The sequence below is a fragment of the Streptomyces sp. TP-A0356 genome (genome assembly GCF_001417775.1).
In the GTDB taxonomy this organism is placed as follows: domain Bacteria; phylum Actinomycetota; class Actinomycetes; order Streptomycetales; family Streptomycetaceae; genus Streptomyces.
In genome coordinates, this window is sequence record NZ_BBZJ01000023.1 from 129,787 (window position 1) to 154,556 (window position 24,770).

Annotated in this window: 20 protein-coding genes; 11 read left to right on the top strand and 9 right to left on the bottom strand. The window is 70.9% G+C overall.

Annotated features, from left to right (window positions below):
* Positions 1-22: 22 nt before the first annotated feature.
* The gene (locus tag ASC56_RS24905) at positions 23-1,600 is read right to left on the bottom strand and encodes an alpha/beta hydrolase (RefSeq protein ID WP_055493754.1); all 1,578 of its coding nucleotides are present in this window, start codon (positions 1,598-1,600) and stop codon (positions 23-25) included.
* A gap of 148 nt (positions 1,601-1,748) precedes the next feature.
* Positions 1,749-2,804, bottom strand: coding sequence for an Rv2578c family radical SAM protein (locus ASC56_RS24910; RefSeq protein WP_055493755.1), 1,056 nt, complete (start codon positions 2,802-2,804; stop codon positions 1,749-1,751).
* Positions 2,805-2,888: 84 nt separating this feature from the next.
* On the opposite strand from ASC56_RS24910, the gene ASC56_RS42125 reads away from it, so the two are divergent.
* The 6 genes from ASC56_RS42125 (at position 2,889) to ASC56_RS24935 (ending at position 10,800) form a co-directional block, all read left to right on the top strand.
* Positions 2,889-3,095, top strand: coding sequence for a hypothetical protein (locus ASC56_RS42125; protein WP_234377049.1), 207 nt, complete (start codon positions 2,889-2,891; stop codon positions 3,093-3,095).
* Positions 3,095-3,991: an alpha/beta fold hydrolase gene (locus tag ASC56_RS24915; protein WP_055493756.1), complete on the top strand. Its 897-nt coding sequence runs from the start codon at positions 3,095-3,097 to the stop codon at positions 3,989-3,991. Before ASC56_RS42125 ends, ASC56_RS24915 begins: the two co-directional genes overlap by 1 nt.
* Before the next feature lie 69 nt (positions 3,992-4,060).
* Positions 4,061-4,504, top strand: coding sequence for an SRPBCC family protein (locus tag ASC56_RS24920; RefSeq protein WP_055493757.1), 444 nt, complete (start codon positions 4,061-4,063; stop codon positions 4,502-4,504).
* A gap of 298 nt (positions 4,505-4,802) precedes the next feature.
* The gene (locus ASC56_RS24925) at positions 4,803-7,214 is read left to right on the top strand and encodes an MFS transporter (protein WP_055493758.1); all 2,412 of its coding nucleotides are present in this window, start codon (positions 4,803-4,805) and stop codon (positions 7,212-7,214) included.
* A gap of 239 nt (positions 7,215-7,453) precedes the next feature.
* Positions 7,454-9,934 (top strand): SpoIIE family protein phosphatase, encoded by a 2,481-nt coding sequence (locus ASC56_RS24930; RefSeq protein WP_055493759.1) that lies wholly within the window; start codon positions 7,454-7,456, stop codon positions 9,932-9,934.
* 140 nt (positions 9,935-10,074) lie between these two features.
* Positions 10,075-10,800, top strand: a complete 726-nt coding sequence (locus ASC56_RS24935) for a class I SAM-dependent methyltransferase (protein ID WP_055493760.1) — start codon at positions 10,075-10,077, stop codon at positions 10,798-10,800.
* Between the two features lie 92 nt (positions 10,801-10,892).
* Here ASC56_RS24935 and ASC56_RS24940 read toward each other — a convergent pair whose 3' ends face one another.
* Positions 10,893-11,906 carry a LacI family DNA-binding transcriptional regulator gene (locus tag ASC56_RS24940; protein ID WP_055493761.1) on the bottom strand — a complete coding sequence of 338 codons (1,014 nt, stop codon included), beginning with the start codon at positions 11,904-11,906 and terminating at the stop codon, positions 10,893-10,895.
* Between the two features lie 110 nt (positions 11,907-12,016).
* On the opposite strand from ASC56_RS24940, the gene ASC56_RS24945 reads away from it, so the two are divergent.
* On the top strand, positions 12,017-13,171 hold the full coding sequence (locus tag ASC56_RS24945; RefSeq protein WP_055493762.1) for a Gfo/Idh/MocA family protein: 1,155 nt from the start codon (positions 12,017-12,019) through the stop codon (positions 13,169-13,171).
* Positions 13,172-13,196: 25 nt separating this feature from the next.
* Here the strand turns inward: ASC56_RS24945 and ASC56_RS24950 are convergent, their stop codons facing one another.
* The 6 genes from ASC56_RS24950 to iolC form a co-directional block, all read right to left on the bottom strand.
* A complete protein-coding gene (locus ASC56_RS24950; protein WP_055493763.1) occupies positions 13,197-13,997 on the bottom strand; it encodes a GntR family transcriptional regulator in 801 nt (266 codons plus the stop codon).
* Positions 13,998-14,083: 86 nt separating this feature from the next.
* The gene (locus tag ASC56_RS24955) at positions 14,084-15,577 is read right to left on the bottom strand and encodes a CoA-acylating methylmalonate-semialdehyde dehydrogenase (protein WP_055493764.1); all 1,494 of its coding nucleotides are present in this window, start codon (positions 15,575-15,577) and stop codon (positions 14,084-14,086) included.
* 27 nt (positions 15,578-15,604) lie between these two features.
* The gene (gene iolD, locus ASC56_RS24960; protein ID WP_055493765.1) at positions 15,605-17,479 is read right to left on the bottom strand and encodes a 3D-(3,5/4)-trihydroxycyclohexane-1,2-dione acylhydrolase (decyclizing); all 1,875 of its coding nucleotides are present in this window, start codon (positions 17,477-17,479) and stop codon (positions 15,605-15,607) included.
* A 7-nt stretch (positions 17,480-17,486) separates the two neighbouring features.
* On the bottom strand, positions 17,487-18,368 hold the full coding sequence (iolB, locus tag ASC56_RS24965) for a 5-deoxy-glucuronate isomerase (RefSeq protein WP_055493766.1): 882 nt from the start codon (positions 18,366-18,368) through the stop codon (positions 17,487-17,489).
* Between the two features lie 223 nt (positions 18,369-18,591).
* Positions 18,592-19,470, bottom strand: a complete 879-nt coding sequence (locus tag ASC56_RS24970) for a hypothetical protein (protein WP_055493767.1) — start codon at positions 19,468-19,470, stop codon at positions 18,592-18,594.
* 112 nt (positions 19,471-19,582) lie between these two features.
* On the bottom strand, positions 19,583-20,539 hold the full coding sequence (gene iolC, locus ASC56_RS24975) for a 5-dehydro-2-deoxygluconokinase (RefSeq protein ID WP_055493768.1): 957 nt from the start codon (positions 20,537-20,539) through the stop codon (positions 19,583-19,585).
* A 315-nt stretch (positions 20,540-20,854) separates the two neighbouring features.
* On the opposite strand from iolC, the gene ASC56_RS24980 reads away from it, so the two are divergent.
* Genes ASC56_RS24980 through ASC56_RS24995 form a run of 4 tightly spaced genes read left to right on the top strand, consistent with a single transcriptional unit; the run spans position 20,855 to position 24,765 of the window.
* A complete protein-coding gene (locus tag ASC56_RS24980) occupies positions 20,855-21,877 on the top strand; it encodes a sugar ABC transporter substrate-binding protein (protein WP_055493769.1) in 1,023 nt (340 codons plus the stop codon).
* Positions 21,877-22,953 carry an ABC transporter permease gene (locus tag ASC56_RS24985; protein WP_055493770.1) on the top strand — a complete coding sequence of 359 codons (1,077 nt, stop codon included), beginning with the start codon at positions 21,877-21,879 and terminating at the stop codon, positions 22,951-22,953. Before ASC56_RS24980 ends, ASC56_RS24985 begins: the two co-directional genes overlap by 1 nt.
* 5 nt (positions 22,954-22,958) lie before the next feature.
* Positions 22,959-23,861 (top strand): ATP-binding cassette domain-containing protein, encoded by a 903-nt coding sequence (locus ASC56_RS24990; protein ID WP_055493875.1) that lies wholly within the window; start codon positions 22,959-22,961, stop codon positions 23,859-23,861.
* Between the two features lies 1 nt (position 23,862).
* Entirely contained in the window at positions 23,863-24,765 is a 903-nt protein-coding gene (locus tag ASC56_RS24995; protein ID WP_055493771.1) for a sugar phosphate isomerase/epimerase, read from the top strand.
* Positions 24,766-24,770: the final 5 nt, after the last annotated feature.

Genomic DNA, 24,770 nt, shown 5'->3' on the forward strand with positions numbered 1-24,770 from the left:
GACGGGGTCGCTCAGGGGTGGCTCAGCCGTGGAAGCCGAGCAGTCCGTGCAGCGTCGTGCCGTGCGAGCCGGTGGACGCGGCCTTGGAGCTCAGGGGCTTCGGATCGGGCAGCGCCATGCACACCGCGTCGAACTGTCCGCTCCCGCGCGGCACCGTGCCCCTGTCGAGGTAGGCCGCCAGGTACTTGTCCAGGCAGGCGCTGCCGCTCAGCGTGATGCCGTGGTTCCCGCCGCCCTGCTCGACCACCAGGCCCGAACCGCGCAGCAGGTGATGGACCGTCACACCGCCCTGGTACGGGGTGGCGGCGTCGTTCGTCGCCTGGAACAGCAGCGTCGGCGGCAGCTTGTCGTTGGACACGTTCACCGGCCGCAGCGCCTTCGTCGGCCAGAACGCGCACGGCGCGTTGTACCAGGCGTTGCTCCAGGCCATGAAGGGCGCCTTGCCGTACACCGCCCAGCTGTCCTTGCGCCACTGTGCCCAGTCGTGCGGCCAGGAGACGTCGCGGCACTGGACCGAGGTGTAGACGCTGTAGCCGTTGTCGCCCGAGGCGTCGACCGCGCCGAGGGCGTTGTACGCCGCGACCAGTGGGCCGGAGTTCCTGTCGTTCACATAGGCCGCGAACGCCTCGGCGAGATGCGGCCAGTAGCCGTTGTAGTAGCCGCCGGGAATGAAGGTGTCCTCCAGTTCGGAGGCGCCCACCTTCCGCTGTGCCGGGTTCCTCGCCAACGCCGCGCGCATCGCGTACCACTTGGCCTCGACCTTGGCCGGGTCGGTGCCGAGCCTGTAGGTGGAGTCGTTCTTGGCGACCCATGCGAGGAACGCGAGATGACGGTCGTTGAACGCATAGTCCTGCTGGAGGTTGTCGTCGTACCAGACGCCTGTGGGGTCGACGATGGAGTCGAGCACCAGTCGGCGCACCCGCTGCGGGAAGAGCTTCGCGTAGACGGCGCCCAGATAGGTGCCGTACGAGTAACCGAAGTAGCTGACCTTCGGGGCGCCGAGCGCCTGCCGGATCGCGTCCATGTCGCGCGCGGCGCTCACGGTGTCGATGTACGGCAGCACGCTCGCGTACTTGGCGGCGCACGCCCGGGCGAAGGAGGCGGCGCGGGCGAGGTTGGCCTTCTCCAGCGCGGGGGTGCTGGGCACCGAGTCGGGGCGCACCGGCTTGACGTAACCGGGCTTGCAGTCCAGGGCGGGCTTGCTCTCGCCCACGCCCCGCGGGTCGAAGCCGATGACGTCGTACTGTGCGGCCACCGCCTTGGGCAGCGAGGACGCGACGAATCCGGCCAGCTTCAGACCGCTGCCGCCGGGGCCGCCGGGGTTGACCAGCAGCGGTCCCTGAGATGTCTTCGCCGTGTGCGGGACGCGGGACAGCGCCAGCGTGATCTGCCGCCCGCGTGGATGCGCGTAGTCGAGCGGCACCGTCACGGACGCGCACTGGAGCGTCGGATACTCGGTGGTGCCGCACTTCTTCCAGGTGGGTTTCGCCGCTTGCGCGGTGCCCGTGGTGCGCGGTGCGCTCGCCTCGGCGGGGATGCTGGTGAGCATTCCGGCCAGCACGACGGCGGCACCGCACAGCACGGCTGCGCGTTCTCTCATGTAAGGCCTCCCAGGACGGAGAGGGTTGGAGCCTGAGTGTCAGGTCCTCGCCGCATCGTCCCGGAAACGGCCGCCCGGACGTGCGCGTTTCGCGCAAGACTTGACCCGATCGGGTCGCCGGAAGCGCTCGGATGCGCTTCGAATGCCGTCAGAGAAGTGTGAGTTGGGTCGGCTCTCCCACCGTAGGCCGGGCCACCGTGGGCTCGGGCGCCGACGGCTCGGGCCGCCGGATCCTGCGCGGCATCCCCGGGCGCGTGGGGCCGATGCCGTACTCCTGTGCCAGTTCGTGCACCTGACGGGTGATCCGGCGCTGGTACCACTTCGGCGCATAGGATCCCTCGGCGTACAGCCGCTCGTAACGGCGTACGAGATAGGGGTGCCGGCGCTCCAGCCAGGCCATGAACCACTCACGGGCGCCCGGGCGCAGATGCAGCACCAGCGGGGTCACCGAGGTGGCCCCGGCTGCGGCGATCGCCCGTACGGTGGCGCGAAGTTGGGCGGGGTGGTCGCTCAGGAACGGGATCACCGGGGCCATCAGGACGCCGGAGCCGATGCCGTGCTCCCTCAGGGTGCGTACGACGTCCAGCCGGCGTTCCGGCGCCGGGGTGCCCGGTTCGACGGTGCGCCAAAGCTCCTGGTCGACGAAGCCGACGGAGACGGAGATACCGACGTCGGTGACCTCCGACGCCTGCTTGAGCAGGTCGAGGTCGCGCAGGATCAGGGTCCCCTTGGTGAGGATCGAGAACGGGTTCGCGTGGTCCCGCAGGGCCGTGATGATGCCCGGCATCAGCCGGTAACGGCCCTCGGCCCGCTGGTAGCAGTCGACGTTGGTGCCCATCGCGATGTGCTCGCCGTGCCAGCGGCGCGAGCCGAGGTGGGCGCGCAGCAGCTCCGGGGCGTTGACCTTCACCACGATCTGGCTGTCGAAGCCGAGGCCCGTGTCGAGGTCCAGATAGCTGTGCGTCTTGCGCGCGAAGCAGTACACACAGGCGTGCGTGCACCCGCGGTAGGGGTTGACCGTCCACTCGAACGGCATGCGGGAGGCACCCGGCACCCGGTTCACGATCGAGCGGGCCCGCACCTCGTGGAAGGTGATGCCGCGGAACTCCGGGGTGTCGAAGGTACGGGTGGTCACCGTGTCCGCGTCGAACAGTGCGGCGTTGCGGGCCGGAGCGGGGTTCTCGGCCAGATGGTCCCAGCGCATGGGCGCCTCCTCGGTAGCACTGGCCACAGAATAGAACACACGTTCCCTTGATCGCGACGGGGATTCGAGTGATCGTTCGAATCCATGATGTTTCGCCGACCGGTGGCAGCGGGGCGGAGCCGGGCCGGAGGTGACCCCCACCCGGACCTGCTGCAGAACGCGGCCCGCTTCCGCTTCGACGCCGCGGCGGTGGCCGGGCTTCCGGGTCGGGCGGCCGGACGGTGGGGAAGGCCTGGCGGCACCGGCGCGTCCGGCACCTCCGGCGTCGCCGTCTGGGACATAACAGAGTGATGCAGCAGCAAAGACCGCCGCAGACCCTGTCCGCAGGTGTGCGCCGCCTCCTCCTGGACGCCGGGGGCCTCACCCTGTCCTGTCTGCTCGCCGAGCCGGCGGACCGGGAGCCGCGCGCCACCGTGGTCGCGGTGCACGGCGGCGGGATGACGGCGGGCTACTTCGACGGGCAGGCGCATCCCGACCTGTCCCTGCTCACGCTCGGCGCACGCCTGGGCTACACGGTGCTCGCCGTGGACCGGCCCGGCTACGGTCTGTCCGCCGGTCAACTGCCCGAAGGACAGACCCTGGCCGAGCAGGCCGAGGTGCTGGAGGCAGCCATGAAGCGGTTCGCCCAACAGCACGCCACGGGGGCGGGGTTCCTTCTGCTGGCGCACTCCTTCGGCGGCAAACTCGCCCTCGTGACGGCCGCGCGCACCGCCGGGCTGCTCGCCGTGGACGTGTCCGGCTGTGGGCACCGCTACGACGCCGAGCCGACCGATCTGCCCCGGTTCCTGCGCCGGGGGCACTGGGGGCGCAACTGGGGTCCGCTGCGGCTGTATCCACCGGAGACATTCCGTTCCATCGGTGCCGTGGTGGCCCCGATGCCGGTCCGCGAGGCGGACGAAGTACCCCTCTGGCCGGGGATGTTCGAGGAGGTGGCGCCGCGCGTCGGCATCCCCGTGCGGCTGACGTTCGCCCAGCACGAGGCGTGGTGGCTGCACGGGGAGCGGGACATCGCGGAGATCGTGGCCCGGCTGAGCGCGGCCCCCGTCGTCCGTGTCGAGCGTCAGTCGGACGCGGGTCACAACATCAGCCTGGGCTGGGCGGCCCGCTCCTACCACCTGCGCGCCCTCGCCTTCTTCGAGGAGGCGACCCGGCTGCCGGCGGTCCGGCACCCAGGTCCCCGTCCATGAACCCGGCGTGGGATGTGATGGGATGGCGCACGCCCCCATCACACGTAACAGCACAGGAAGAGGAAGGCCATGGCGCAGGTCGAGGCCACGACGGAGCGGATCATCGCGGCGGACCCGGAGACGGTGTTCGATGCCCTCGCCGACTACAGCGGCACCCGCGGCAAGCTGCTGCCCGAGCAGTTCAGCGAGTACGAGGTGCGCGAGGGCGGTGACGGCGAAGGCACCCTCGTGCACTGGAAGCTCCAGGCCACCAGCAAGCGCGTCCGTGACTGCCTCCTCGAGGTGAGCGAGCCCACCGACGGCGAGCTCGTCGAGAAGGACCGCAACTCCTCCATGGTGACCACCTGGCGGGTCACCCCGGCGGGCGAGGGAAGGTCCCGCGTCGTCGTCACCACCGTCTGGAACGGCGCGGGCGGCATCGGTGGCTTCTTCGAGAAGACCTTCGCCCCCAAGGGCCTCGGCCGGATCTACGACGCGGTGCTCGCGAAGCTGGCCGCCGAAGTGGAGAAGTGACACCGGGTACGCCACCGCGGGCGCCCGGCACCGGTCCATGAGCGCCGCTGCGGCACCGAGTGCGCTCCGGGGCGCGGAGTTCCCATTCCGAGCTCCCGGAGCGCACTTCGCCAGGTGGAGGACTGCTTCTCACGCTCACCGTTTCGGGTGGTTTTCCGTACGGCACGGCTGTACGCCGTAGGGCTCCGACCGGCGGATACGCCACGGGGTCCGTTCCGCGGGTGACTCGTCGCGCTTGCTCCCAGTTGTCGCGCAATGCGAGAAATGGGCGGCGCAGGCGCGACGAGGGGAGTGGTACGTGGCCGGGACGACCGTGGTGGACGTGGACAGCGAGCGGGCCGTGACGCCCGTGGTCCCGCACACGCCCCCGAAGCCGTCCGGCACCGCACCCCCGGACACCGTGGAGCCCACGGCGCTCAGCCCCCGCCGGGTTCGCCTGGTCTTCGTCGGGCTCATGCTCGCGCTGCTGCTCGCCGCGCTCGACCAGATGATCGTGGCCACCGCGCTCCCGAAGATCGTCGGTGAGCTGCACGGCCTGGACCGGATGTCCTGGGCGATCACCGCTTACCTGCTGACCTCCACCGTCGGCCTCCCGGTCTACGGCAAGTGCGGCGACCTCTTCGGCCGCAAGGGCGTCTTCCAGTTCGCGATCGGCGCGTTCGTCGTCGGCTCCGCGCTCGCCGGGCGGGCGGGGAGCATGGACCAGCTGATCGCCTTCCGCGCCCTCCAGGGCGTCGGCGCCGGGGGCCTCATGATCGGTGTGCAGGCGATCATCGCGGACATCGTCCCGCCCCGCGAACGCGGCCGTTACATGGGCCTGATCGGCGCCGCCTTCGGTCTCGCCTCCGTGGCCGGGCCCCTCCTGGGCGGCTACTTCACCGACCACCTCTCCTGGCGCTGGTGCTTCTACGTCAACGTGCCCTTCGGCCTCCTCACCCTGGCCGTGGTCGCGGTCGTACTGAGACTGCCGAAGCCCGCCGCGAAGGCCCGACTCGACGTGATCGGCACCCTGTTGCTGGCCGCCGCGTCGACCTGCCTGGTGCTGCTGACGAGTTGGGGCGGCACCGAGTACGCCTGGGGCTCGCGGGTCATCCTGGGGCTCGGCGCCGGAGCGGCCGTCGCGAGCGTCCTCTTCCTCGTCGTCGAGGGGTTCGCCGTCGAACCCCTGATCCCCCTGCGGCTGTTCCGCGACTCGGTCTTCAACGTCACCGCCCTGGTGGGGCTGGTCATCGGGGTCGCACTGTTCGGCGCCGCCAGCTATCTGCCCACCTTCCTGCAGATGGTCGACGGAGCGAGCGCCACCGAGTCCGGGCTGCTGATGCTGCCGATGATGGCCGGCATCGTCGGCGCCTCGATCATCTGCGGACAACTCATCAGCCACACCGGCCGCTACAAGGCCTACCCCGTCCTCGGCAGTCTCCTGGCCGCCGTCGGCATGTGGCTGCTGTCCCGGCTGGGGACCGGCACTCCGCGGCTGCAGTACAGCATCTGGATGGCCGTCCTCGGCGCCGGCATCGGCATGGTGATGCCCGTCCTGGTCCTCGCCGTGCAGAACTCCGTGCGCCCCGCCGACCTGGGCACCGCGACCAGCGCCAACAACTACTTCCGGCAGATCGGCGGCAGCGTCGGGGCCGCCGTCTTCGGCACCCTGTTCGCCAACCGGCTCTCGGACGCACTGGACAAGCGCCTCCCCGCGCGCGCGGGCGCCCCCCTGCCCGACCCCCAGTCCATCACCCCGCAACTCGTCCACGCACTGCCACCGGAGCTGCGCCGCGCGTACATCGACGCCTACGCCGACGCCATGCCACGGATCTTCCTCTACCTCGTGCCGGTGCTCGTCCTCGGCCTGCTCATCGCCTTCTTCCTCAAGGAGAGACCACTGGTGTCCCACAACGCACCCCCCGGCACCCCACCCACGGCCCAGGTTCCGCAGGCACGTTCGCCCTACGCGGCCGGAGTGCCCGTCTGTGGCACGGTCCAGCACCCCGACGGCACCGTCGTACCGCGCGCCGCCCTCACCCTCATCGATGTCGCGGGCGTGCAGATCGGACGGGGCGCGAGCGGCGAGGACGGCCGGTACGCGCTGTCCACGCCCGGATCCGGGGCCTACGTCCTGATCGCCGCCGCCGGCGGCCACCAGCCACAGGCGGTCTCGGTGACCGTGGGGGAGCGTCCGGTGGAGCTGGACGTCGTGCTCGGCGGCGCGGGGCGGCTCGCCGGGAGCGTCCTGACGGCCGACGGCACGCCGGTGCGCGATGCCGCCGTCACGCTCACCAATGTGCACGGGGAGGTGGTGGCGAGCACCCGCAGCGGACGCGAAGGCGGCTATGTCATCAGCGAGTTGGTGGCGGGGGAGTACACCCTCGCCGCCAGCGCGCCCGCCTTCCGGCCGGCGGCGCTGCCCGTCACCGTGCAGGCCTCGCGCGAGACCCGGCAGGACGTCGAGCTCGCGGGCGGCGCGGTGCTGCGCGGCACCGTGCGCGCCGGGGACGGGCGGCCGGTCGAGGATGCGCGGGTGACGCTTCTCGACGCCGCGGGCAACGTCGTCGACACACTGACGACCGGGGCCGACGGAACGTTCCGGTTCGTCGACCTGTCGTCCGGTGAGTACACGGTCATCGCAGCCGGTTACCCGCCGGTGGCCACCGTGTTGCAGGTCGCCGGAGGCGGCCGGACGGAGCGGGACCTGCAGTTGGGGCACGAGGACTGAGGGGGCGGGCGGCGAACCGGTCCGCCGCCGACGGACCGCATGCCGTCACCGCCCCACGCCTCTCAGAGCTCCGAACAAAGATGGGCGCTGATCGGACTCCCATTCCGTTCGGAGCTCTTACCGCGCCGGAGGCGCCCCCGGCGGCAATTCATGCAATGCCACACATCGCGACCGAGCGGGGTCGTACCGTGGTTGTGCGGTACAGAGATCATGCGGACGCGGAGGGAAGGGCCTGGGCCATGGACCATGGCACCAAGACGGGCGCCCCGGCCGGGAACGTCGTGGCGGAGCACGCCGCGGCCGGCCGAATCCCCCTGGCCGTGGTCGTGGTGGACCGCGGCGGTCTGGTCTCGCACTGGAGCCGTGGCGCGAGGCAGCTGTTCGGCACCCCCAGGGAGGCCGCGGTCGGCCGGCCCGCCCTTGATCTGCTGCCCGTCTCCGGCGCCCTGCCCGACGACGAGGAGACCGGCCCCTACGGGGCGTACGCCGCGTACGACGGACTCGGCCCCGACCTGGAGTCCTCGCTCGACGGGCGGCTGTCCTATCCGGCCGCCGGGCGCGCCCGTCTCTCCGCGCCCGACCGCGAGCCGAGCGAGACGGGGGTCTCCCGGCCCGAAGGGTGGGAAAGGGTCGACGTCCTGTGGTGGGCGTACCCGTTGGTGGGACCCGGTCCGGAACGGCTGTTGGTACTGGCCGCCGACGCGGACGCGCTGCACCACCGGGACGACGGCGTGGCGATCGAGCGCATCTCGCCCGGCTTCGCCCTGCACACCGACTTCCCCGGCGCCGAGGAACTCGCCCGGGGACTGCCCGAGATACTGCCCAGCATGAGCGTCGGCGAGAGCGCCCGGATCGTCGCACAGGTACTCGAACTCGGCTATCCCATAATGGAGTTCAGCCAGAACGACCGGGTGCCCGTCACGCCCGACTGGGGCGTGCCGCGGCGCGCCGAGCGCAAGGCACGCCGGGAGCGGGCGGCGCTGGCCGTGGCGAGCGGGCAGCCGGTGCCCGACGACCTCCGGGACGAGGGCGAGGACCTCGAGTACGTCGCGGTGCGCGAGCGCCTGGAGTTCCTCAACGAGGTCAGCGGCAGGATCGGTACGTCACTCGATCTGGCGCGGACCATCGTCGAGGTCAGCAAGGCCGTCGTGCCCCGCTTCACGGACGTGGCGGGCACGTATCTGCGTGAACAGGTCGTGGCCGGCGAGGGGTTCCCCGAAGGCGTGCCCGACACCACGACCATGTGGCACCGGGTCGCGCTCGAGCACACCGACGAGCCCGGCCGCTGGGACGACGTCGTACCGGTCGGCGAGGCCATGCCGTTCCCGGCGCACACGCCCTTCTTCCAGTGCATGACCAGTGGCGAGCCCGTCCTCGTACCGCGCATCAGCGAGGAGATGGGGCACGCCATCGCCGCGCAGTTCGAGAAGCGCGACATCCGGCCCCTGATCACCCACCGCTCCATGCTGGTCGTGCCCCTGAAGGCGCGCAACGTGGTGCTCGGCTTCATGATCCTGCTGCGCCACCCCGAGCGCGTCGAGTTCAACGACATGGACCGGGTGACCGGCGCCGAACTCGCCGCCCGGGCGGCCCTCGTGCTCGACAACGCGCGCATGTACACGTACCAGGAGAGCGTCGCGGAGACCCTCCAGGACAGCATGCTGCCGCAGATCGCGCCCCGTATGGCGGGATGTGACATCGCCACCCGCTATCTGCCGGGCACCCTGCTCGGACGTGTCGGCGGCGACTGGTTCGACTCCGTGAAACTGCCCGGCGCGCGCACCGCGCTGGTCGTCGGCGACGTCATGGGACACGGCCTGAACTCGGCCGCGATGATGGGCCAGTTGCGTACGGCCGTGCAGACCATGGCCGCCCTCGACCTGCCGCCCGCCCAGCTGCTGCGCAACCTCGACGACCTCGCCCAGCGGCTCGGCGACTCCTACCTCGCCACCTGCCTGTACGCCGTCTACGACCCGATAGCGAGCGAGCTGCAGATCGCCAACGCCGGTCACATCCCGCCGGTGATCGTCCATGCCGGCGACGGGCGCAGCGAACTGCTCGGCCTGCCCACGGGTGCGCCGATCGGCGTCGGAGGGGTGCCGTTCGAGTCGGTACGCGTGCGGGTGGCGCCCGGCGACCGCCTGGTGATGTGCACCGACGGCCTGGTGGAGGTGCGCGGCGAGGACATCGGTGTCGGCCTCGCGACGCTGTGCGAGTCCGCCGCGCACCCGGCGGCCTCCATGGACGACGCGTGCGACACCATCATCCGCGCCCTCAACACCCGCGGCGGCCGCAAGGACGACGTGGCGCTGCTGATGGCCCGGCTCAACGGAATCGAACCCGAGGACGTCGCCGTGTGGCGGCTCGCCCGCGACCCGGTCGAGGTGGGCCGGGCCCGTGCGGTGGTCCGCGAACAGCTCCACGAGTGGGGGCTGAGCGCGCTCGCCGGCAACGCCGCGCTGATGGTGAGCGAGCTGGTCACCAACGCCGTGGCGCACGCGCACGGTCACCAGATCGAACTGCGCCTGGTGCGCGCCGACACCCTGCTGTGCGAGGTGGACGACGACGACCCCACCCTGCCCACACTGCTCAACACGGGTCCCGGCGACGAGTTCGGCCGCGGGCTGCGCGTGGTGAGCACCCTGGCCCGCGAGTGGGGAACCAGCCGTACGAGCTCGGGCAAGACGGTGTGGTTCGAACTGAGCCTGCCGCGCCGCTGAGCCGTCGTGATCGACCACAGAGGTGGACGCGATGGTGCGGTGAAGGTATCGCCACCTTCTTGTCGCCCCGACTCCCCGCGCGGTAGACCGATCTCGCCCGTCGCCCCGGCGGGTTGCGGCCGAACCCCAGGGAGTTGGACATGAGCGTGACGAGTCGGTACAGGCAGGCCTGGGAGGGCTTCTGGAACGAGGCACCCGACGAGCCGGGGGCCGTGTTCTGGGACGCGGAGCCGGCTGTGACCGTGGGAGTCCACCTCGCTCTGTTCGCACCGCTGTTGGCCGATTCCGGACTGCCGCTCGTGGACCTCGGCTGCGGGAACGGCACCCAGACCCGCTTCCTGGCCGATCACTTCCCCCGCGTCCTCGGCGCCGACCTGTCGACCTCGGCCCTCGACCACGCCCGCCGCGCCGATCCCACGGGCCGGGCGGAGTACCGACGGATCGACGCTGCCGAGAAGGGCGCGGCCGAGACACTGCACGCCGAACTCGGCGACGCCAACGTCTATATGCGGGGCGTGCTCCACCAGTGCGAGCCCGAAGACCGCCAGCCGCTCGTCGGCGGCATGGCGACGCTGGTGGGGGAGCGCGGCCGGGTCTTCCTCGCCGAACTCGCCGAGGCGGCCGGAACCGTACTGAGGGGCCTGGCACAGAGCCCCGAGGGGCCGCCGGCCAAGCTCGCCCCGGTCTTCCGGCACGGCATCGCTCCCGGTGAGGTGGCGGACGCGGCGGTACCGGAGTATCTGCGCTCGGCCGGTCTCACGGTCGTGGCGAGCGGTGAACTGCCGCTGGTCACCACGGAACACACGGCGGACGGCACACGCATAGAACTGCCGTCGAAGTGGATCGTGGCGGCACGAGAGTCCTGAACCGGCGGCAGTGGTATGTCCGGCGTGTGAGTGAGTAGGTTCGGGCGCGTGCTCTCCCGCGTGCGGGCTGCGCGTGGCGTGGCGTCCTCCCCTCAAGCACCCGCTTGCGGACCGGGCGCCCCCGTCGTCCCCCTGACCTCGAGGGACGGGATGGTCAGGAGCAGTTCGGCCGGTCGGGTGGGGTCGTCGATGCGGTCCAGGAGGCACTGGGCGGCGCGGCGGCCGACGTCGTGGCTGCCGTTGTCCACGGTGGTGAGCCACAGGTGCCGGAGCCGTGAGAGGTAGGTGTTGTCGTAGCCGACGAGGGAGAGATCGTCCGGCACCCGCAGCCCGAGTTCCTCGGCCGCCGAGAGGGCGCCGACGCACGCTATGTCATTGAACGCGAAGACGGCGGTGGGGCGTTCGGGGGCGCTGAGGAGACGGACCGTGGCCCGGTAGCCGCCCTCCTCCGTCAGATCGCCCTGTGTCACGGTCGCGGTGTCCGCCAGGCCGTGCTCGCGCATCACCGTCTCGAAGCAGCGCCGGCGCAGTTCGCCCACCACCCCCTGACCGGCGATATGGGCGATGCGGCGGTGGCCGAGGCCGATCAGGTGCTCGGTGGCCAGGCGGGCGCCGTGCTCGTCGTCGTTCGCCACGATGTCGACCGCAGGCAGCACCGGCTCGCGCGCCCCGGCGACGACGGTGGGGATCCGGGCGGCCGCCGTGCGCAGCGCCTCGGAGGGCGGCAGCGTGCCCACCGCGATCAGCCCGTCGACCCGCAGATCGGTGAAGGTACGGGTGAGGTCCTCCCCGAGACGCCGGTTGAGCCGACCGTCCGCCAGCAGCATGTGCAGACCGGAGTCGTGCAGCCGGGAGTTGAGACCGTCGAGCAGTTCCACGAACCATGGGTTGCGCAGATCGTTCAGCAGGACGCCGACCGTACGGGTGCGGCGCTCGCTGAGGCTGCGCGCGGCGGCATTGGGCCGGTACCCCAGTTCCTCGACGGCGGCCAGCACGGCCCGCCGCTTCTCGGCGCGCACCTGGTCGGAGCCGCGCAGCACCAGGGAGACCAGCGACTTCGACACTCCGGCCCGTTCGGCCACATCGCGGATCGTCGGTGGTCTCATGTGTGGACCGTTCCATACGGTGAGCGCTCCTGTCAAAGGGATTGACAAGTGCTCGTATGGGCTTCAGTGTGAGCCGCGCACGTTCTGGACCGGTCCAAAGAGGGGCAGTCATGGTGAGTACGCTCGGCGTCGCCGTCGTGGGTTTCGGCTGGATGGGACGGGTGCACACCCAGGCCTACGTCCGTGTGCCCCACCACTTCCCGCAGCTGTCCGTACGGCCCGAACTGGTCGCCGTCGCCGACGAGGTGCCCGGCCGGGCCGAGGAGGCGGCCGGGCAGTACGGCTTCGCGACCGCCGTGCACGACTGGCGGGAGATCGCCGCCGACCCCCGGGTGCGGGCGGTGAGCATCGCCGCCCCGAACTTCCTGCACCGCGAGATCGGCGTCGCCATGGCCGAGGCGGGCAAGCACATCTGGATCGAGAAGCCCGTCGGCCTGACCGCCGAGGACGCCCGCGCGGTCGCCGGAGCCGTCGCCAAGGCCGGCGTCCAGGGCACGGTCGGCTTCAACTACCGCAACGCGCCCGCCGTGGCCGCCGCCCGTGACCTCATCGCCTCCGGCGGGATCGGCACCGTCACCCATGTCCGCATTCGGCTCTTCAGCGACTACGCGGCCCACCCCGAGGGCGCCCTGACCTGGCGGTACGAGCGGGAGCGGGGCGGCAGCGGAGTCCTCGGCGACCTTGCCTCGCACGGGGTGGACCTGGCCCGCTTCCTGCTCGGCGAGATCGAGTCCCTGGCCGCCGACACCGCCGTCTTCATCCCGGAGCGGGCCCGTCCCGCGGGCGCCACCGCGGGCCACACCCGTGCGACGGGCGGTGCACCGGGACCCGTGGAGAACGAGGACTACGTGAACTGCCTGCTGCGCTTCGCCTCCGGCGCCCGCGGTGTGCTGGAGGCCTGCCGGGTCTCCGTGGGCGAGCAGAACAACTACGGCTTCGAGGTCCACGGCACCGAGGGCGCGGTCTTCTGGGACTTCCGGCGCATGGGCGAACTCGGCGTCAGCCGCGGCACGGCCTACCAGGACCAGCCCGTCAGCACCCTCTACGTCGGCCCCGGCCACGGCGAGTACGCCGCCTTCCAGCCCGGCGCGGCCAACAGCATGGGCTACGACGATCTGAAGGTCATCGAGGCGTACCACTTCCTGCGCTCCGTCACGGAGGGCACGGCCTACGGCGCCACCCTCGACGACGCCGTGCACAGCGCCGCCGCGCTGGACGCCATGAGCCGCTCCGCGGACTCGCGCGCATGGGTGGACCTCGGCTGACCAGCACCGGCACCACACCCTGAGGTCAGGGCCGCACCAGGAGCCGGAAGTCGAAGGCGTAGCGGGAGGCGCGGTAGATGTGGGTGCCGTACTCGACGGCGCGGCCGGTGTCGTCGTAGGCCGTGCGCCGCATGGTGAGCAGGGCCGCGCCCTCCGGCTCGTTCAGCCGCTGTGCCTCCTGCGCGGTGGCGCAGCGTGCGCCGACCGACTGCCGGGCGCTGTGCAGGGTGATGCCGACGCTGCGCATCATCCGGTACAGACCGGTCGATTCGAGCTTCTCGGTGTCGAGGTCCAGCAGGCCCACCGGCACGTAGTTGGTCAGGAACGCCATCGGCCCGCCATGGGAGAGGCGCAGGCGCTCCATGTGGCGCACCTCGCCGCCCTCGGCGATCCCGAGGGCGGCGGCGACCTCGGCGGAGGCCTGCTCCACCGTGTTGCGCACCACCTGCGTCGCGGGCTTCTGGCCGGCGGCCTCCAGGTCGTCGTACAGGCTGCTCAGCTCCAGCGGGCGCTTGACCTGGCTGTGCACCACCTGTGTGCCCACGCCCCGGCGGCGGACCAGCAACCCCTTGTCGACCAGCGACTGAATGGCCTGGCGGACCGTGGGGCGGGACAGGCCGAGCCGCCCGGCGAGCTCGATCTCGTTGCCCAGCAGACTGCCGGGGCCCAGCGCGCCGTGCTCGATCGCCGCCTCCAACTGCTGCGCCAGCTGGTAGTAGAGCGGGACCGGGCTGCCGCGGTCGAGGGCGAAATCGAGCGTCCCGGGGGAGGGGGTGGCGGCGGAGGGAGAGTATGCCGACGACCGGTTGACAGGAACCCTTGTCATCACGTTGTCCTGACCATCGGGCCTGGGGGAAGGTGGCGTGGCCGGTGCGGGGCGCGCGTGCCCGGCCGCACCGGCCGCGGCGCCTCTCAGGAGTGGCTGGGGAATCCGAGGTCGATACCACCGTCGGCCGGGTCCGGCCAGCGCGTGGTGATCACCTTGCCCTGGGTGTAGAAGGCGATGCCGTCGTTGCCGTAGATGTGCAGGTCGCCGAAGAGCGAGTCCTTCCAGCCGCCGAAGGAGTGGTAGCCCACGGGAACCGGGATCGGCACGTTGACGCCGACCATGCCCGCCTGGACCTCCAGCTGGAAGCGGCGCGCGGCGCCGCCGTCCCGCGTGAAGATGGCGGTCCCGTTGCCCCAACGGGAGCTGTTGACCAGCTCGATGGCGTCGTCGTACGTGTCCGCGCGCACCACGCACAGCACGGGACCGAAGATCTCGTCCCGGTACGCGTCCGCCGTCACCGGCACCTTGTCCAGCAGCGAGACCCCGATGAAGAAGCCGTTCTCGTGGCCTTCGACGGTGTGTCCCGTGCCGTCGACCACGACCTCGGCGCCCTGCCGCGCCGCGCTCGTCACATACGAGGCCACCTTGTCACGGTGCTCGCGCGTGATCAGCGGGCCCATCTCGGAGGCGGGGTCGTCGCCGGGGCCGATGCGGAGGTTCCTCGCTCGTGCGGCGATCCTCTCCACCAGTTCGTCGCCCGTGTCGCCGACCGCCACCACCACCGACACCGCCATGCAGCGCTCGCCCGCCGAACCGTACGCCGCGTTGATCGCCTGGTCGGCGGCGAAGTCCAGGTCCGCGTCCGGCAGGACCACCATGTGGTTCTTCGCACCGCCCAGCGCCTGGACGCGCTTGTCGTGCTCGACCGCCTTGAGCTGGATGTACTTGGCGATCGGGGTGGAGCCGACGAAGGAGACCGCCGCGATGTCCGGGTGCTCCAGGAGCCGGTCGACGGCCACCTTGTCACCCTGCACGATGTTCAGCACTCCGTCCGGCAGCCCGGCCTCGGCGGCCAGTTCGGCCAGCCGGAAGGAGGCCGACGGGTCCTTCTCGCTCGGCTTGAGCACGAAGGTGTTGCCGCACGCGATGGCGAGCGGGAACATCCACATCGGCACCATGGCCGGGAAGTTGAACGGCGTGATGCCGGCGACCACGCCGAGCGGCTGGCGGATCGAGGCCACGTCCACCCGGGTGGAGACCTGTGTGGACAGCTCGCCCTTGAGCTTCTCGGAGATGCCGCAGGCCAGCTCCACGATCTCCAGACCGCGCGCCACCTCGCCGAGCGCGTCGGAGTGGACCTTGCCGTGCTCGGCGCTGATCAGTTCGGCGATCTCGTCGCGGTGCGCGTCCAGCAGCTCGCGGAACTTGAACAGGATCGCCGTGCGCGTGGCGAGCGAGGACCGGCCCCAGCTCTCGAACGCGGCGGCGGCCGTGGCGACGGCGGTGTCGACCTCGTCGGTCGTGGCGAAGGCGACCTGCTTCTCCAGCGCGCCGGTGGCCGGGTTGTAGACCGGGCCGAAGCGTCCCGAGGTGCCTTCGACGGGCTTGCCGCCGATCCAGTGGTCGATGGTCTTCATGGTGCGGGTGGCCTTTCGTGAGCGGGATCAGAGGTGGCGTCGGCGGCCGGCGGCCTGCCGGTCGTACCTCTCGCGGGCGGTCAGGGCGGCCTGGCGGGAGGCGACCTCGGCGACAGGCACGTCCCACCACGCCTCGGCGCCGGGAGCGGTGGGGGCCGGGTCGGTCTCCACGTACACACACGTGGGCCGGTTTGAGGCGCGCGCCGTGGCGAGGGCGTCACGCAGTTCCCGTAGGGTCTTGGCGCGCAGCACGTCCATACCGAGGCTCCCGACGTTGGCGGCCAGGTCCACCGGGAGCGGGGCTCCGGTGAAGGTGCCGTCGGCGGCGCGGTAGCGGTAGGCGGTGCCGAACCGCTCGCCTCCGGTCTCCTCGGACAGGCCGCCGATGGAGGCGTAGCCGTGGTTCTGGATGAGGACCAGGTTGACCGGCAGGCCCTCCTGGACCGCGGTGACGATCTCGGTGGGCATCATCAGATACGTGCCGTCGCCGACCAGCGACCACACCGGCGTGCCGGGCGCGGCCTGCTGCACGCCGATGCCGGCCGGGATCTCGTAGCCCATGCAGGAGTAGCCGTACTCCAGGTGGTACTGGCGCGGTGAGCGGGCCCGCCACAGCTTGTGCAGATCGCCGGGGAGCGAGCCGGCCGCGTTGATCACCACGTCGTCGTCGCCCACGACGGAGTCCAGGGCGCCGAGGACCTGGGTCTGGGTCGGCACCGAGTTCTCGTCGTCCGCGCGGTAGGCGGCCTCGACGATCTGCTCCCAATGTGCCTTGCCCGCGCGGTACTCGGCCTCGTAGGCCTCGCTCACACGGTGGCCGGACAGTCCCTCGGCGAGCGCCTGAAGGCCCGACCGGGCGTCCGCCACCAGGGCGCGGGCGGCGAGCTTGTGGGCGTCGAAGGCGGTGATGTTGAGGTTGACGAACCGCACTCCGGGGTTCTGGAACAGCGTGCCGGAGGCGGTGGTGAAGTCGGTGTAACGGGTGCCGACTCCGATGACCAGGTCGGCGGCGCGCGCGATGTCGTCGCAGACGGCGGTGCCGGTGTGGCCGATACCGCCGAGGTCGGCGGGGTGGTCGTGGCGCAGCGAGCCCTTGCCCGCCTGGGTGGAGGCGACCGGGATGCCGGTGGCGTCCACCAGTGCCTTCAACGCGTGCTCGGCCTCGCTGTGGTGGACGCCGCCGCCCGCCACGATCAGCGGCCGCTCGGCGGCGCGGATGGCGCGTACCGCCTCGGCGAGCTCGACCGGGTCGGGTGCGGGGCGGCGCACGCGCCAGACGCGCTCGGCGAAGAACTCCTCCGGCCAGTCGTACGCCTCCGCCTGCACGTCCTGCGGCAGTGCGAGGGTGACCGCGCCGGTCTCGGCCGGGTCGGTCAGTACCCGCATGGCGTTCAGTGCGGAAGGGATCAGCGCCTGCGGGCGGGCGATCCGGTCGAAGTGGCGGGAGACCGGGCGCAGCGTGTCGTTGACCGACACGTCGGCGTCGACCGGGTGCTCCAGCTGCTGCAGCAGCGGGTCCGCGGGACGCGTGGCGAAGTAGTCGCCGGGCAGCAGCAGGACCGGCAGCCGGTTGATCGTGGCCAGCGCGGCGCCGGTGACCAGGTTGGTGGCGCCGGGGCCGATGGAGGTGGTGACCGCCTGTGCGGACAGCCGGTTCAGCTGGCGCGCGTAGCCGACGGCGGCGTGCACCATGGCCTGCTCGTTGCGGCCCTGGTGGAAGGGCATCGTGTCTTCGCCGGCCTCCAGCAGCGCCTGGCCCAGGCCGGCCACGTTGCCGTGGCCGAAGATGCCCCAGGTGCCGGCGATCAGCCGGTGGCGTACGCCGTCGCGCTCCGTGTACTGCGCGGACAGGAACTGCACCAGCGCCTGGGCGACGGTCAGGCGGCGGGTGGACTGGCTCATCGGGACCTCACTGGGACGGGGCGGTGTAGAGGGGGAGGCGGGGGTCGGCCGGCTGTGCGGGCCAGGTGCCGCGGATCCACGCGTGGTCGGGGTGGTCGCAGATCAGCCAGGCCCGCTCGGGGTCCGGGCCCGCCATGACGTTGAGGTAGTACATGTCGTGACCCGGTACGGCCATGGACGGTCCGTGCCAGCCGTCCGGGATGAGCACGACGTCGCCGTCGCGCACCTCGGCCAGCACGTCCGTGCCGCGGCCGTGGCCCGAGGGAGAGACCCGCTGGTAGCCGAGTCCGGGCGTGCCCTCGTGGGCCGCGAACTCGAAGTAGTAGATCTCCTCCAGCTCGGACTCCTCGCCGGGCCGGTGCTCGTCGTGCTTGTGCGGCGGGAAGGACGACCAGTTGCCGCCCGGCGTGATCACCTCGACGGCGATCAGCTTGTCGCACTCGAACACCCCCGCGGCGCCGAAGTTGTTGACCTGGCGGGAGCAGGAGCCGGTGCCGCGCAGCTCGACCGGGACGGACGAGGCGGGCGCGTAGCGGGCGGGCAGCCGGCGCTCGCAGCGGGCACCGGTGAGCGCGAAGCGCCCGCCGTCCCGGGACGCGATCGAGACCTGGGCGTCGCGCGGTACGTACGCGAAGTCGCTGACGCCGCTGAAGACGCTCGCTCGCCCCTGCAGCCGGAAGGTGTCGCCGCCGACGGCGACGGTGCAGGAGCCCGACAGGGGGAGCACGATCCACTCGCTGTCGGCGGTGTCGAAGGTGTGCCAGCCGTCGGGCGACAGTTCGAGCACCTTCAGGCTTGAGTAGCCCCAGCCGGCCGATTCCGGGGTGACGTCGACGGTGTAGGCGTCGGTGGTGGCCTTGCCCGCGGGAAGGTGGTGCGTGGTGGTCATGATGCCCTTCTTGGTGGCGGAGTCACGGCAGGCTTCGTGGTGGTGTCACGGAAGGCTTCGCGCCGTGTTACAGCTTCGCGCGGTGTCCCGGTCGGCTGCGCGCGGTGTTACGGCAAGCTTCGCGCGGTTCACGGCAGGTGGCGCATGGTGTCCCGGCAGGTAGTGCATGGTGTCCCGGCAGGCTTCGCGGTGTCCCGGCGGCTTCGTCGGACTCGCGGCCGGGTCACAGCAGGCCGACCGCGGTGTCGACCGCGGTCTCCACGCTGCCCTCGGCGGGATACAGCAGGGACCGGCCGACGACCATGCCCTGGACGGTGGGCAGACGCAGCGCCTTGCGCCATCTCTCGTACGCGCCCTCCTGGTCCTTGCCGACCTCGCCGCCGAGGAGCACGGCGGGCAGCGTGGAGGCCTCCAGCGCCTCGGCCATGTCGTCGGGGTCCTCGGTGACGGGGAGCTTGAGCCAGGTGTAGGCGGAGGTGCCGCCGAGGCCCGAGGCGATGGCGATGGACCGGGTGACGGCCTCGGCGCTCAGGTCGTTGCGCACCCTCCCGTCGACCCGCCGCGATATGAACGGCTCGACGAACAGCGGCAGTCGGCGCGCGGCCATGTCGTCGATGGCCCGGGCCGTGGCCTCCAGGGTCCGCAGGGAGCCGGGGTCGCCGTAGTCGATGCGCAGCAGCAGCTTCCCGGCGTCGAAGCGGAGCCGTTCGATGTCCTCGGCGCGGTGGCCGGTGAAGCGGTCGTCCATCTCGAAGGCCGCGCCCGCGAGGCCGCCGCGGTTCATGGAGCCCATGACGACCTTGTCGTCCAGGACACCGAGCAGCAGAAGGTCCTCCAGGATGTCGGCGGTGGCCAGCACCCCGTCCACACCGGGCCGGGACAGCGCGACGCACAGGCGTTCCAACAGGTCGGCGCGGTTGGCCATGGCCAGGCGGCGGTCGCCGACGCCGAGCGCGCCGCGGGCCGGGTGGTCGGCGGCCACGATCATGAGGCGGCCGCTGTCGCCGATGAGCGGGCGGCGGACCCGGCAGGCGGCGGCTTCGGCCACGGCCTCCGGATGCCGGGCGCGCACCGCGGCGAGGTCGGGGATGCTGATGCTCAAGACAGGCTCCGTTCAGAGGTGGCGGCGGTCGGCCGCGTGCGGGGTGCCTTGGGGGTGTCCGGCGGATCTTGGCGGCGTCGCGCTGATCAGCCCCACACCCCCGACGCGACGGTCAGCCGCGTGCCAGGAGGCCGGCGACCTCCGCCTCGGTCGGCATCGCGGAGGAGCAGGCCAGACGAGAGGCGACGAGCGCCCCGGCCGCGTTGGCGTACCGCATGGTCTTCTCCAGCGGCCAGCCCGACAGCAGCCCGTGACACAGCGAGCCGCCGAAGGCGTCCCCTGCGCCCAGCCCGTTGACGACCTCCACCGGTACGGGCGGGACCTCGGCCGTCGTGCCGTCGCGGTGCACGGCGAGCACTCCCTTGGGACCCTGCTTGACGACCGCGAGCTCCACGCCCGCGTCGAGCAACGCCCGGGCGCAGGCCCGGGGTTCACGCACGCCGGTGGCGATCTCGCACTCGTCGAGGTTGCCGACGGCCACGGTGGCGTGGCGCAGTGCCTCGGCGTAGTACGGCCGAGCGGTGTCGGGGTCCCGCCAGAACATGGGGCGCCAGTCGAGGTCGAAGACGGTGGTGCCCGCCTTGTCCCGCGCCTTCAGGGCGGCGAGCGTCGCCGAGCGGCTGGGCTCCTCGCTCAGACCGGTGCCGGTGATCCAGAAGACGCGGGCGGAGCGGATGGCGGAGAGGTCCAGCTCGTCGGTGCGGATCTCCAGGTCGGGTGCCTTGGGCCGACGGTAGAAGTAGAGGGGGAAGTCGTCCGGCGGGAAGATCTCGCAGAACGTGATGGGGGTCGGGTACGCCTCCACCGGCGTGACGAACCGGTCGTCCACACCGAACTCCTTCAGCGCCTGGTGCAGATAGGTGCCGAAGGGGTCGTTGCCGGTCCGGGTGATCACCGCCGTGGTGCGGCCGAGCCGCGCGGCGGCCACCGCGACGTTGGCCGCCGAGCCGCCGAGGAACTTTCCGAAGGACTCGACCTGGGGAAGCGGAACACCGGTCTGCAGGGGGTAGAGATCGACCCCGATGCGTCCCATGGTGATGAGATCGAAACATTCGGCGGGCTCAGGCATGCGCGTCGCTCCTCGTGCGGGGGATGCGGGCACCGGGCGCGGGAGGGGCGGACATCCGGGCCCGGATGCCTCACAGGTGTAGGCCGCCGGACGAGCTTCTGTCAAGAGTTTGTACTTACATTCGGACCTGCTTCTGAAATGATGTCTTAACAAAGTATTGACAGGCGGGTGCGACAGGGGTTTGTATCCCGTCCCAGCGAGACCGCCGGTTCACCGGCACCTGTCCCGGACACCACGTCCGGGCCCCGCGCGGGGCGCCCCGCCCGGTGTCGTCCCTCCCCTTTCCCCCCGGTCGCACAGTGAGGTGCAGGAAAGATGGATCGCACGCTTCACCCCCGCCGCTCCCACAGAGTCGCCCCTCTCGTCGCGCTGGCCGCGGCGTCCGCCCTGCTCGTCGCCGGCTGCTCCAGCAGCTCGGGCGGAAAGAAGGCGCAGGAGAGCAGCTCGGGCGTCGCCGCGGGCAAGGCCACCACTGCGCGTATGACGGTCGCGCTGGTCACCCACCAGGCCCCCGGTGACACCTTCTGGGACATCGTCCGCAAGGGCGCCGAGGCGGCCGCCGCCAAGGACAACGTCAAACTCGTCTACTCCAGCGACCCGAACGCGGGCAACCAGGCCAACCTGGTGCAGAACGCGCTCGACCAGAAGGTCGACGGTGTCGCGGTCACCCTCGCCAAGCCGGACGCCATGAAGGAGGTCCTGGGCAAGGCGAAGACGGCGGGCGTCCCGGTCGTGGGGCTCAACTCGGGCGTCAGCGACTGGAAGAAGCTCGGCCTGATGGAGTTCTTCGGGCAGGACGAGGGTGTGGCGGGAGAGGTGTTCGGCAAGAAGCTCAACGAGATCGGCGCCAAGAACGCCGTCTGTGTGATCCAGGAGCAGGGCAACATCGGGCTCACCCAGCGCTGCGACGGCGTGAAGAAGACGTTCAGCGGCAAGACCCAGACGCTCTACGTGAACGGCACCGACATGCCGTCGGTCAAGTCGACGATCACTGCCAAGCTCAAGCAGGACAGCTCCATCGACTACGTCGTCACGCTCGGCGCCCCGTTCGCGCTGACCGCGGTGCAGTCGGTGTCCGACGCGGGCAGCAAGGCCAAGATCGCCACCTTCGACCTCAACAAGGACCTGACCAGCGCCATCAAGAAGGGTGACATCCAGTTCGCCGTCGACCAGCAGCCCTATCTGCAGGGCTACCTCGCGGTCGACTCGCTGTGGCTCTACAAGAACAACGGCAACTACAGCGGCGGTGGTGAGCAGCCGGTGCTGACGGGCCCGGCCTTCGTCGACAAGTCCAACGTCGACATCATCGCCACGTTCGCTGCGAAGGGCACCAGGTGATGACCATGACCCAGCAGGCTGTGCCGGCGGTGACCTCACCGCCGGCCTCCGGTCCGAAGGGCCGCGACGGCCGGACACTGCAGCGCTCCCTCGTGTTCCGGCTGCTCGCCCGGCCCGAGGTCGGCGTGTTCCTCGGCGCCGTCGCGGTGTTCGTCTTCTTCTTCGCGATGGCGCCGACGTTCCGCCAGGGCAGCTCGATGGCCACCATCCTCTACCAGTCGTCCACCATCGGGATCATGGCGCTGCCGGTGGCGCTGCTGATGATCGGCGGCGAGTTCGATCTGTCGGCCGGTGTCGCCGTGATCACCTCGGCGCTGACCGCCAGCATGGTCAGCTTCCAGCTGACCATGAACGTGTGGGTGGGTGTGATCGTCGCGCTCGTGGTGTCCCTCGCGATCGGGGCCTTCAACGGCTGGATGATGGTACGCACCGGACTGCCCAGCTTCCTGGTCACCCTCGGCACGTTCCTCGGCCTGCAGGGCATCAACCTCGCGGTCACCAAGCTGATCACCGGCAACGTCGCGACCGACGACATCAGCGACATGGACGGCTTCGGCCAGGCCAGGGCCCTCTTCTCCTCGTCGTTCACCGTCGGCGGTGTCCAGGTGAAGATCACCGTCCTGTGGTGGCTGCTCTTCGCGGCCCTGGCCACCTGGGTGCTGCTGCGCACCAAGTACGGCAACTGGATCTTCGCGGTCGGCGGCGACAAGGACAGCGCACGGGCCGTCGGTGTGCCCGTGAAGTTCACCAAGATCTCGCTGTTCATGCTGGTCGGCTTCGGCGCCTGGTTCGTCGGCATGCACCAGCTGTTCTCCTTCAACACCGTGCAGTCCGGGGAGGGCGTCGGCCAGGAGCTGATCTACATCGCGGCGGCGGTGATCGGCGGCTGTCTGCTGACCGGCGGCTACGGCTCCGCGATCGGCCCGGTCTTCGGTGCTTTCATGTTCGGCATGGTGAGTCAGGGCATCGTCTACGCCGGCTGGAACCCCGACTGGTTCAAGGCGTTCCTCGGCGTGATGCTCCTCGGCGCCACCCTCATCAATCTGTGGGTCCAGAAGTCCGCGACCCGGAGGTGATCACCATGACGACCACTGACCCCGGCAACCACAACGGCCAGGCGCCCACGGACGACCAGGCCCCCGTCGTCGAACTGCGTGGCACGGGCAAGTCCTACGGCAACATCCGCGCCCTGCACGGCGTCGACCTCGCCGTCCATCCCGGCAAGGTCACCTGCGTTCTCGGTGACAACGGCGCCGGCAAGTCCACCCTGATCAAGATCATTTCCGGGCTGCACCAGCACACCGAGGGCGAGTTCCTCGTCGACGGCGAGCCCGTGCGCTTCAGCACCCCGCGCGAGGCACTGGACCGCGGTATCGCCACCGTGTACCAGGACCTGGCGACCGTGCCGCTGATGCCGGTGTGGCGCAACTTCTTCCTCGGCTCCGAGATGACCAAGGGCCCCTGGCCCGTGCGCCGCCTGGACATCGCCCGGATGAAGAAGACCGCGGACGAGGAACTGCGCAACATGGGCATCGTCCTCGACGACCTCGAACAGCCCATCGGCACGCTCTCCGGCGGCCAGCGCCAGTGCGTCGCCATCGCCCGCGCCGTCCACTTCGGCGCCCGCGTCCTGATCCTGGACGAGCCCACCGCCGCGCTCGGCGTCAAACAGTCCGGTGTCGTCCTCAAGTACATCGCCGCCGCCCGCGACCGTGGCCTGGGCGTCATCTTCATCACCCACAACCCGCACCACGCCTATATGGTCGGCGACCACTTCAGCGTGCTGCGCCTGGGCACCCTGGAGCTCAGCGCGTCCCGCGACGAGGTCAGCCTCGAAGAGCTGACCAACCACATGGCCGGCGGCGCCGAACTCGCCGCCCTGAAGCACGAACTGGCCCAGGTCCGCGGCGTCGACGTCGAGGAGCTCCCCGAAGAGGCGGACCTCCAGGCCCCCGTGGCGGCATCTTCCGAAGGGAACTCCTGACATGACCTCTGCCCTGGACCGCATCCGGGTCGGCTCCGCCCCGGACTCCTGGGGTGTCTGGTTCCCGGACGACCCTCATCAGGTGCCCTGGGAACGCTTCCTGGACGAGGTCGCCGAGGCCGGTTACCCCTGGATCGAGCTGGGCCCCTACGGCTATCTGCCGACGGATCCGGCACGGCTGACCGAAGAGGTGGAGCGGCGCGACCTCAAGGTGTCGGCCGGCACGGTCTTCACCTCGTTGCACCGGGGACCGGCCGTATGGGAGTCCACCTGGGAGCACGTCAGCCAGGTCGCCGCCCTCACCCAGGCCATGGGCGCCAAGCACCTGGTGGTCATCCCCTCCTTCTGGCGGGACGACAAGACCGCCGAGATCATCGAGCCCTCGGAGCTCACCGTCGAACAGTGGGCCCACCTCGCCAAGGGCATGGAGCGGCTCGGCCACGAGGTCCGGGAGACCTACGGCCTCGACATCGTCGTCCACCCGCACGCCGACACCCACATCGACACCGAGGAGCACGTCGAGCGCTTCCTCGACTCGACCGACTCCGGCCTCGTCAACCTCTGCCTGGACACCGGGCACTACGCCTACTGCGGCGGCGACAGCGTCAGGCTCATCGAGACCTACGGCGAGCGCATCGGCTATCTGCACCTCAAGCAGGTCGACCCCGAGGTCCTCGCCGACGTCGTGAAGAACGGGGTGCCCTTCGGGCCCGCCGTGCAGCGCGGCGTGATGTGCGAACCCCCGGCCGGCGTGCCCGCGCTGGAGCCGGTCCTCGCCGCCGCCCAGGGGCTCGGTGTCGATCTGTTCGCCATCGTCGAACAGGACATGTACCCCTGCGCGCCCGACAAGCCGCTGCCCATCGCCGTACGCACCCGCAAGTTCCTCCGCTCCTGTGGCGCCTGACCTTC

Bases quoted from the DNA above. Each gene is read 5' to 3' on its own strand.
- ASC56_RS24915 (WP_055493756.1), top strand. From the start codon at position 3,095: ATGCAGCAGCAAAGACCGCCGCAGACCCTGTCCGCAGGTGTGCGCCGC.
- ASC56_RS24935 (WP_055493760.1), top strand. From the start codon at position 10,075: ATGAGCGTGACGAGTCGGTACAGGCAGGCCTGGGAGGGCTTCTGGAAC.
- ASC56_RS24950 (WP_055493763.1), bottom strand. From the start codon at position 13,997: ATGACAAGGGTTCCTGTCAACCGGTCGTCGGCATACTCTCCCTCCGCC.
- iolC (WP_055493768.1), bottom strand. From the start codon at position 20,539: ATGCCTGAGCCCGCCGAATGTTTCGATCTCATCACCATGGGACGCATC.
- ASC56_RS24990 (WP_055493875.1), top strand. From the start codon at position 22,959: ATGACGACCACTGACCCCGGCAACCACAACGGCCAGGCGCCCACGGAC.
- ASC56_RS24955 (WP_055493764.1), bottom strand. From the start codon at position 15,577: ATGAAGACCATCGACCACTGGATCGGCGGCAAGCCCGTCGAAGGCACC.
- ASC56_RS24910 (WP_055493755.1), bottom strand. From the start codon at position 2,804: ATGCGCTGGGACCATCTGGCCGAGAACCCCGCTCCGGCCCGCAACGCC.
- ASC56_RS24995 (WP_055493771.1), top strand. From the start codon at position 23,863: ATGACCTCTGCCCTGGACCGCATCCGGGTCGGCTCCGCCCCGGACTCC.
- iolB (WP_055493766.1), bottom strand. From the start codon at position 18,368: ATGACCACCACGCACCACCTTCCCGCGGGCAAGGCCACCACCGACGCC.
- ASC56_RS42125 (WP_234377049.1), top strand. From the start codon at position 2,889: ATGATGTTTCGCCGACCGGTGGCAGCGGGGCGGAGCCGGGCCGGAGGT.
- ASC56_RS24940 (WP_055493761.1), bottom strand. From the start codon at position 11,906: ATGAGACCACCGACGATCCGCGATGTGGCCGAACGGGCCGGAGTGTCG.
- ASC56_RS24985 (WP_055493770.1), top strand. From the start codon at position 21,877: ATGACCATGACCCAGCAGGCTGTGCCGGCGGTGACCTCACCGCCGGCC.
- ASC56_RS24920 (WP_055493757.1), top strand. From the start codon at position 4,061: ATGGCGCAGGTCGAGGCCACGACGGAGCGGATCATCGCGGCGGACCCG.
- ASC56_RS24930 (WP_055493759.1), top strand. From the start codon at position 7,454: ATGGACCATGGCACCAAGACGGGCGCCCCGGCCGGGAACGTCGTGGCG.
- ASC56_RS24945 (WP_055493762.1), top strand. From the start codon at position 12,017: ATGGTGAGTACGCTCGGCGTCGCCGTCGTGGGTTTCGGCTGGATGGGA.
- ASC56_RS24905 (WP_055493754.1), bottom strand. From the start codon at position 1,600: ATGAGAGAACGCGCAGCCGTGCTGTGCGGTGCCGCCGTCGTGCTGGCC.
- iolD (WP_055493765.1), bottom strand. From the start codon at position 17,479: ATGAGCCAGTCCACCCGCCGCCTGACCGTCGCCCAGGCGCTGGTGCAG.
- ASC56_RS24980 (WP_055493769.1), top strand. From the start codon at position 20,855: ATGGATCGCACGCTTCACCCCCGCCGCTCCCACAGAGTCGCCCCTCTC.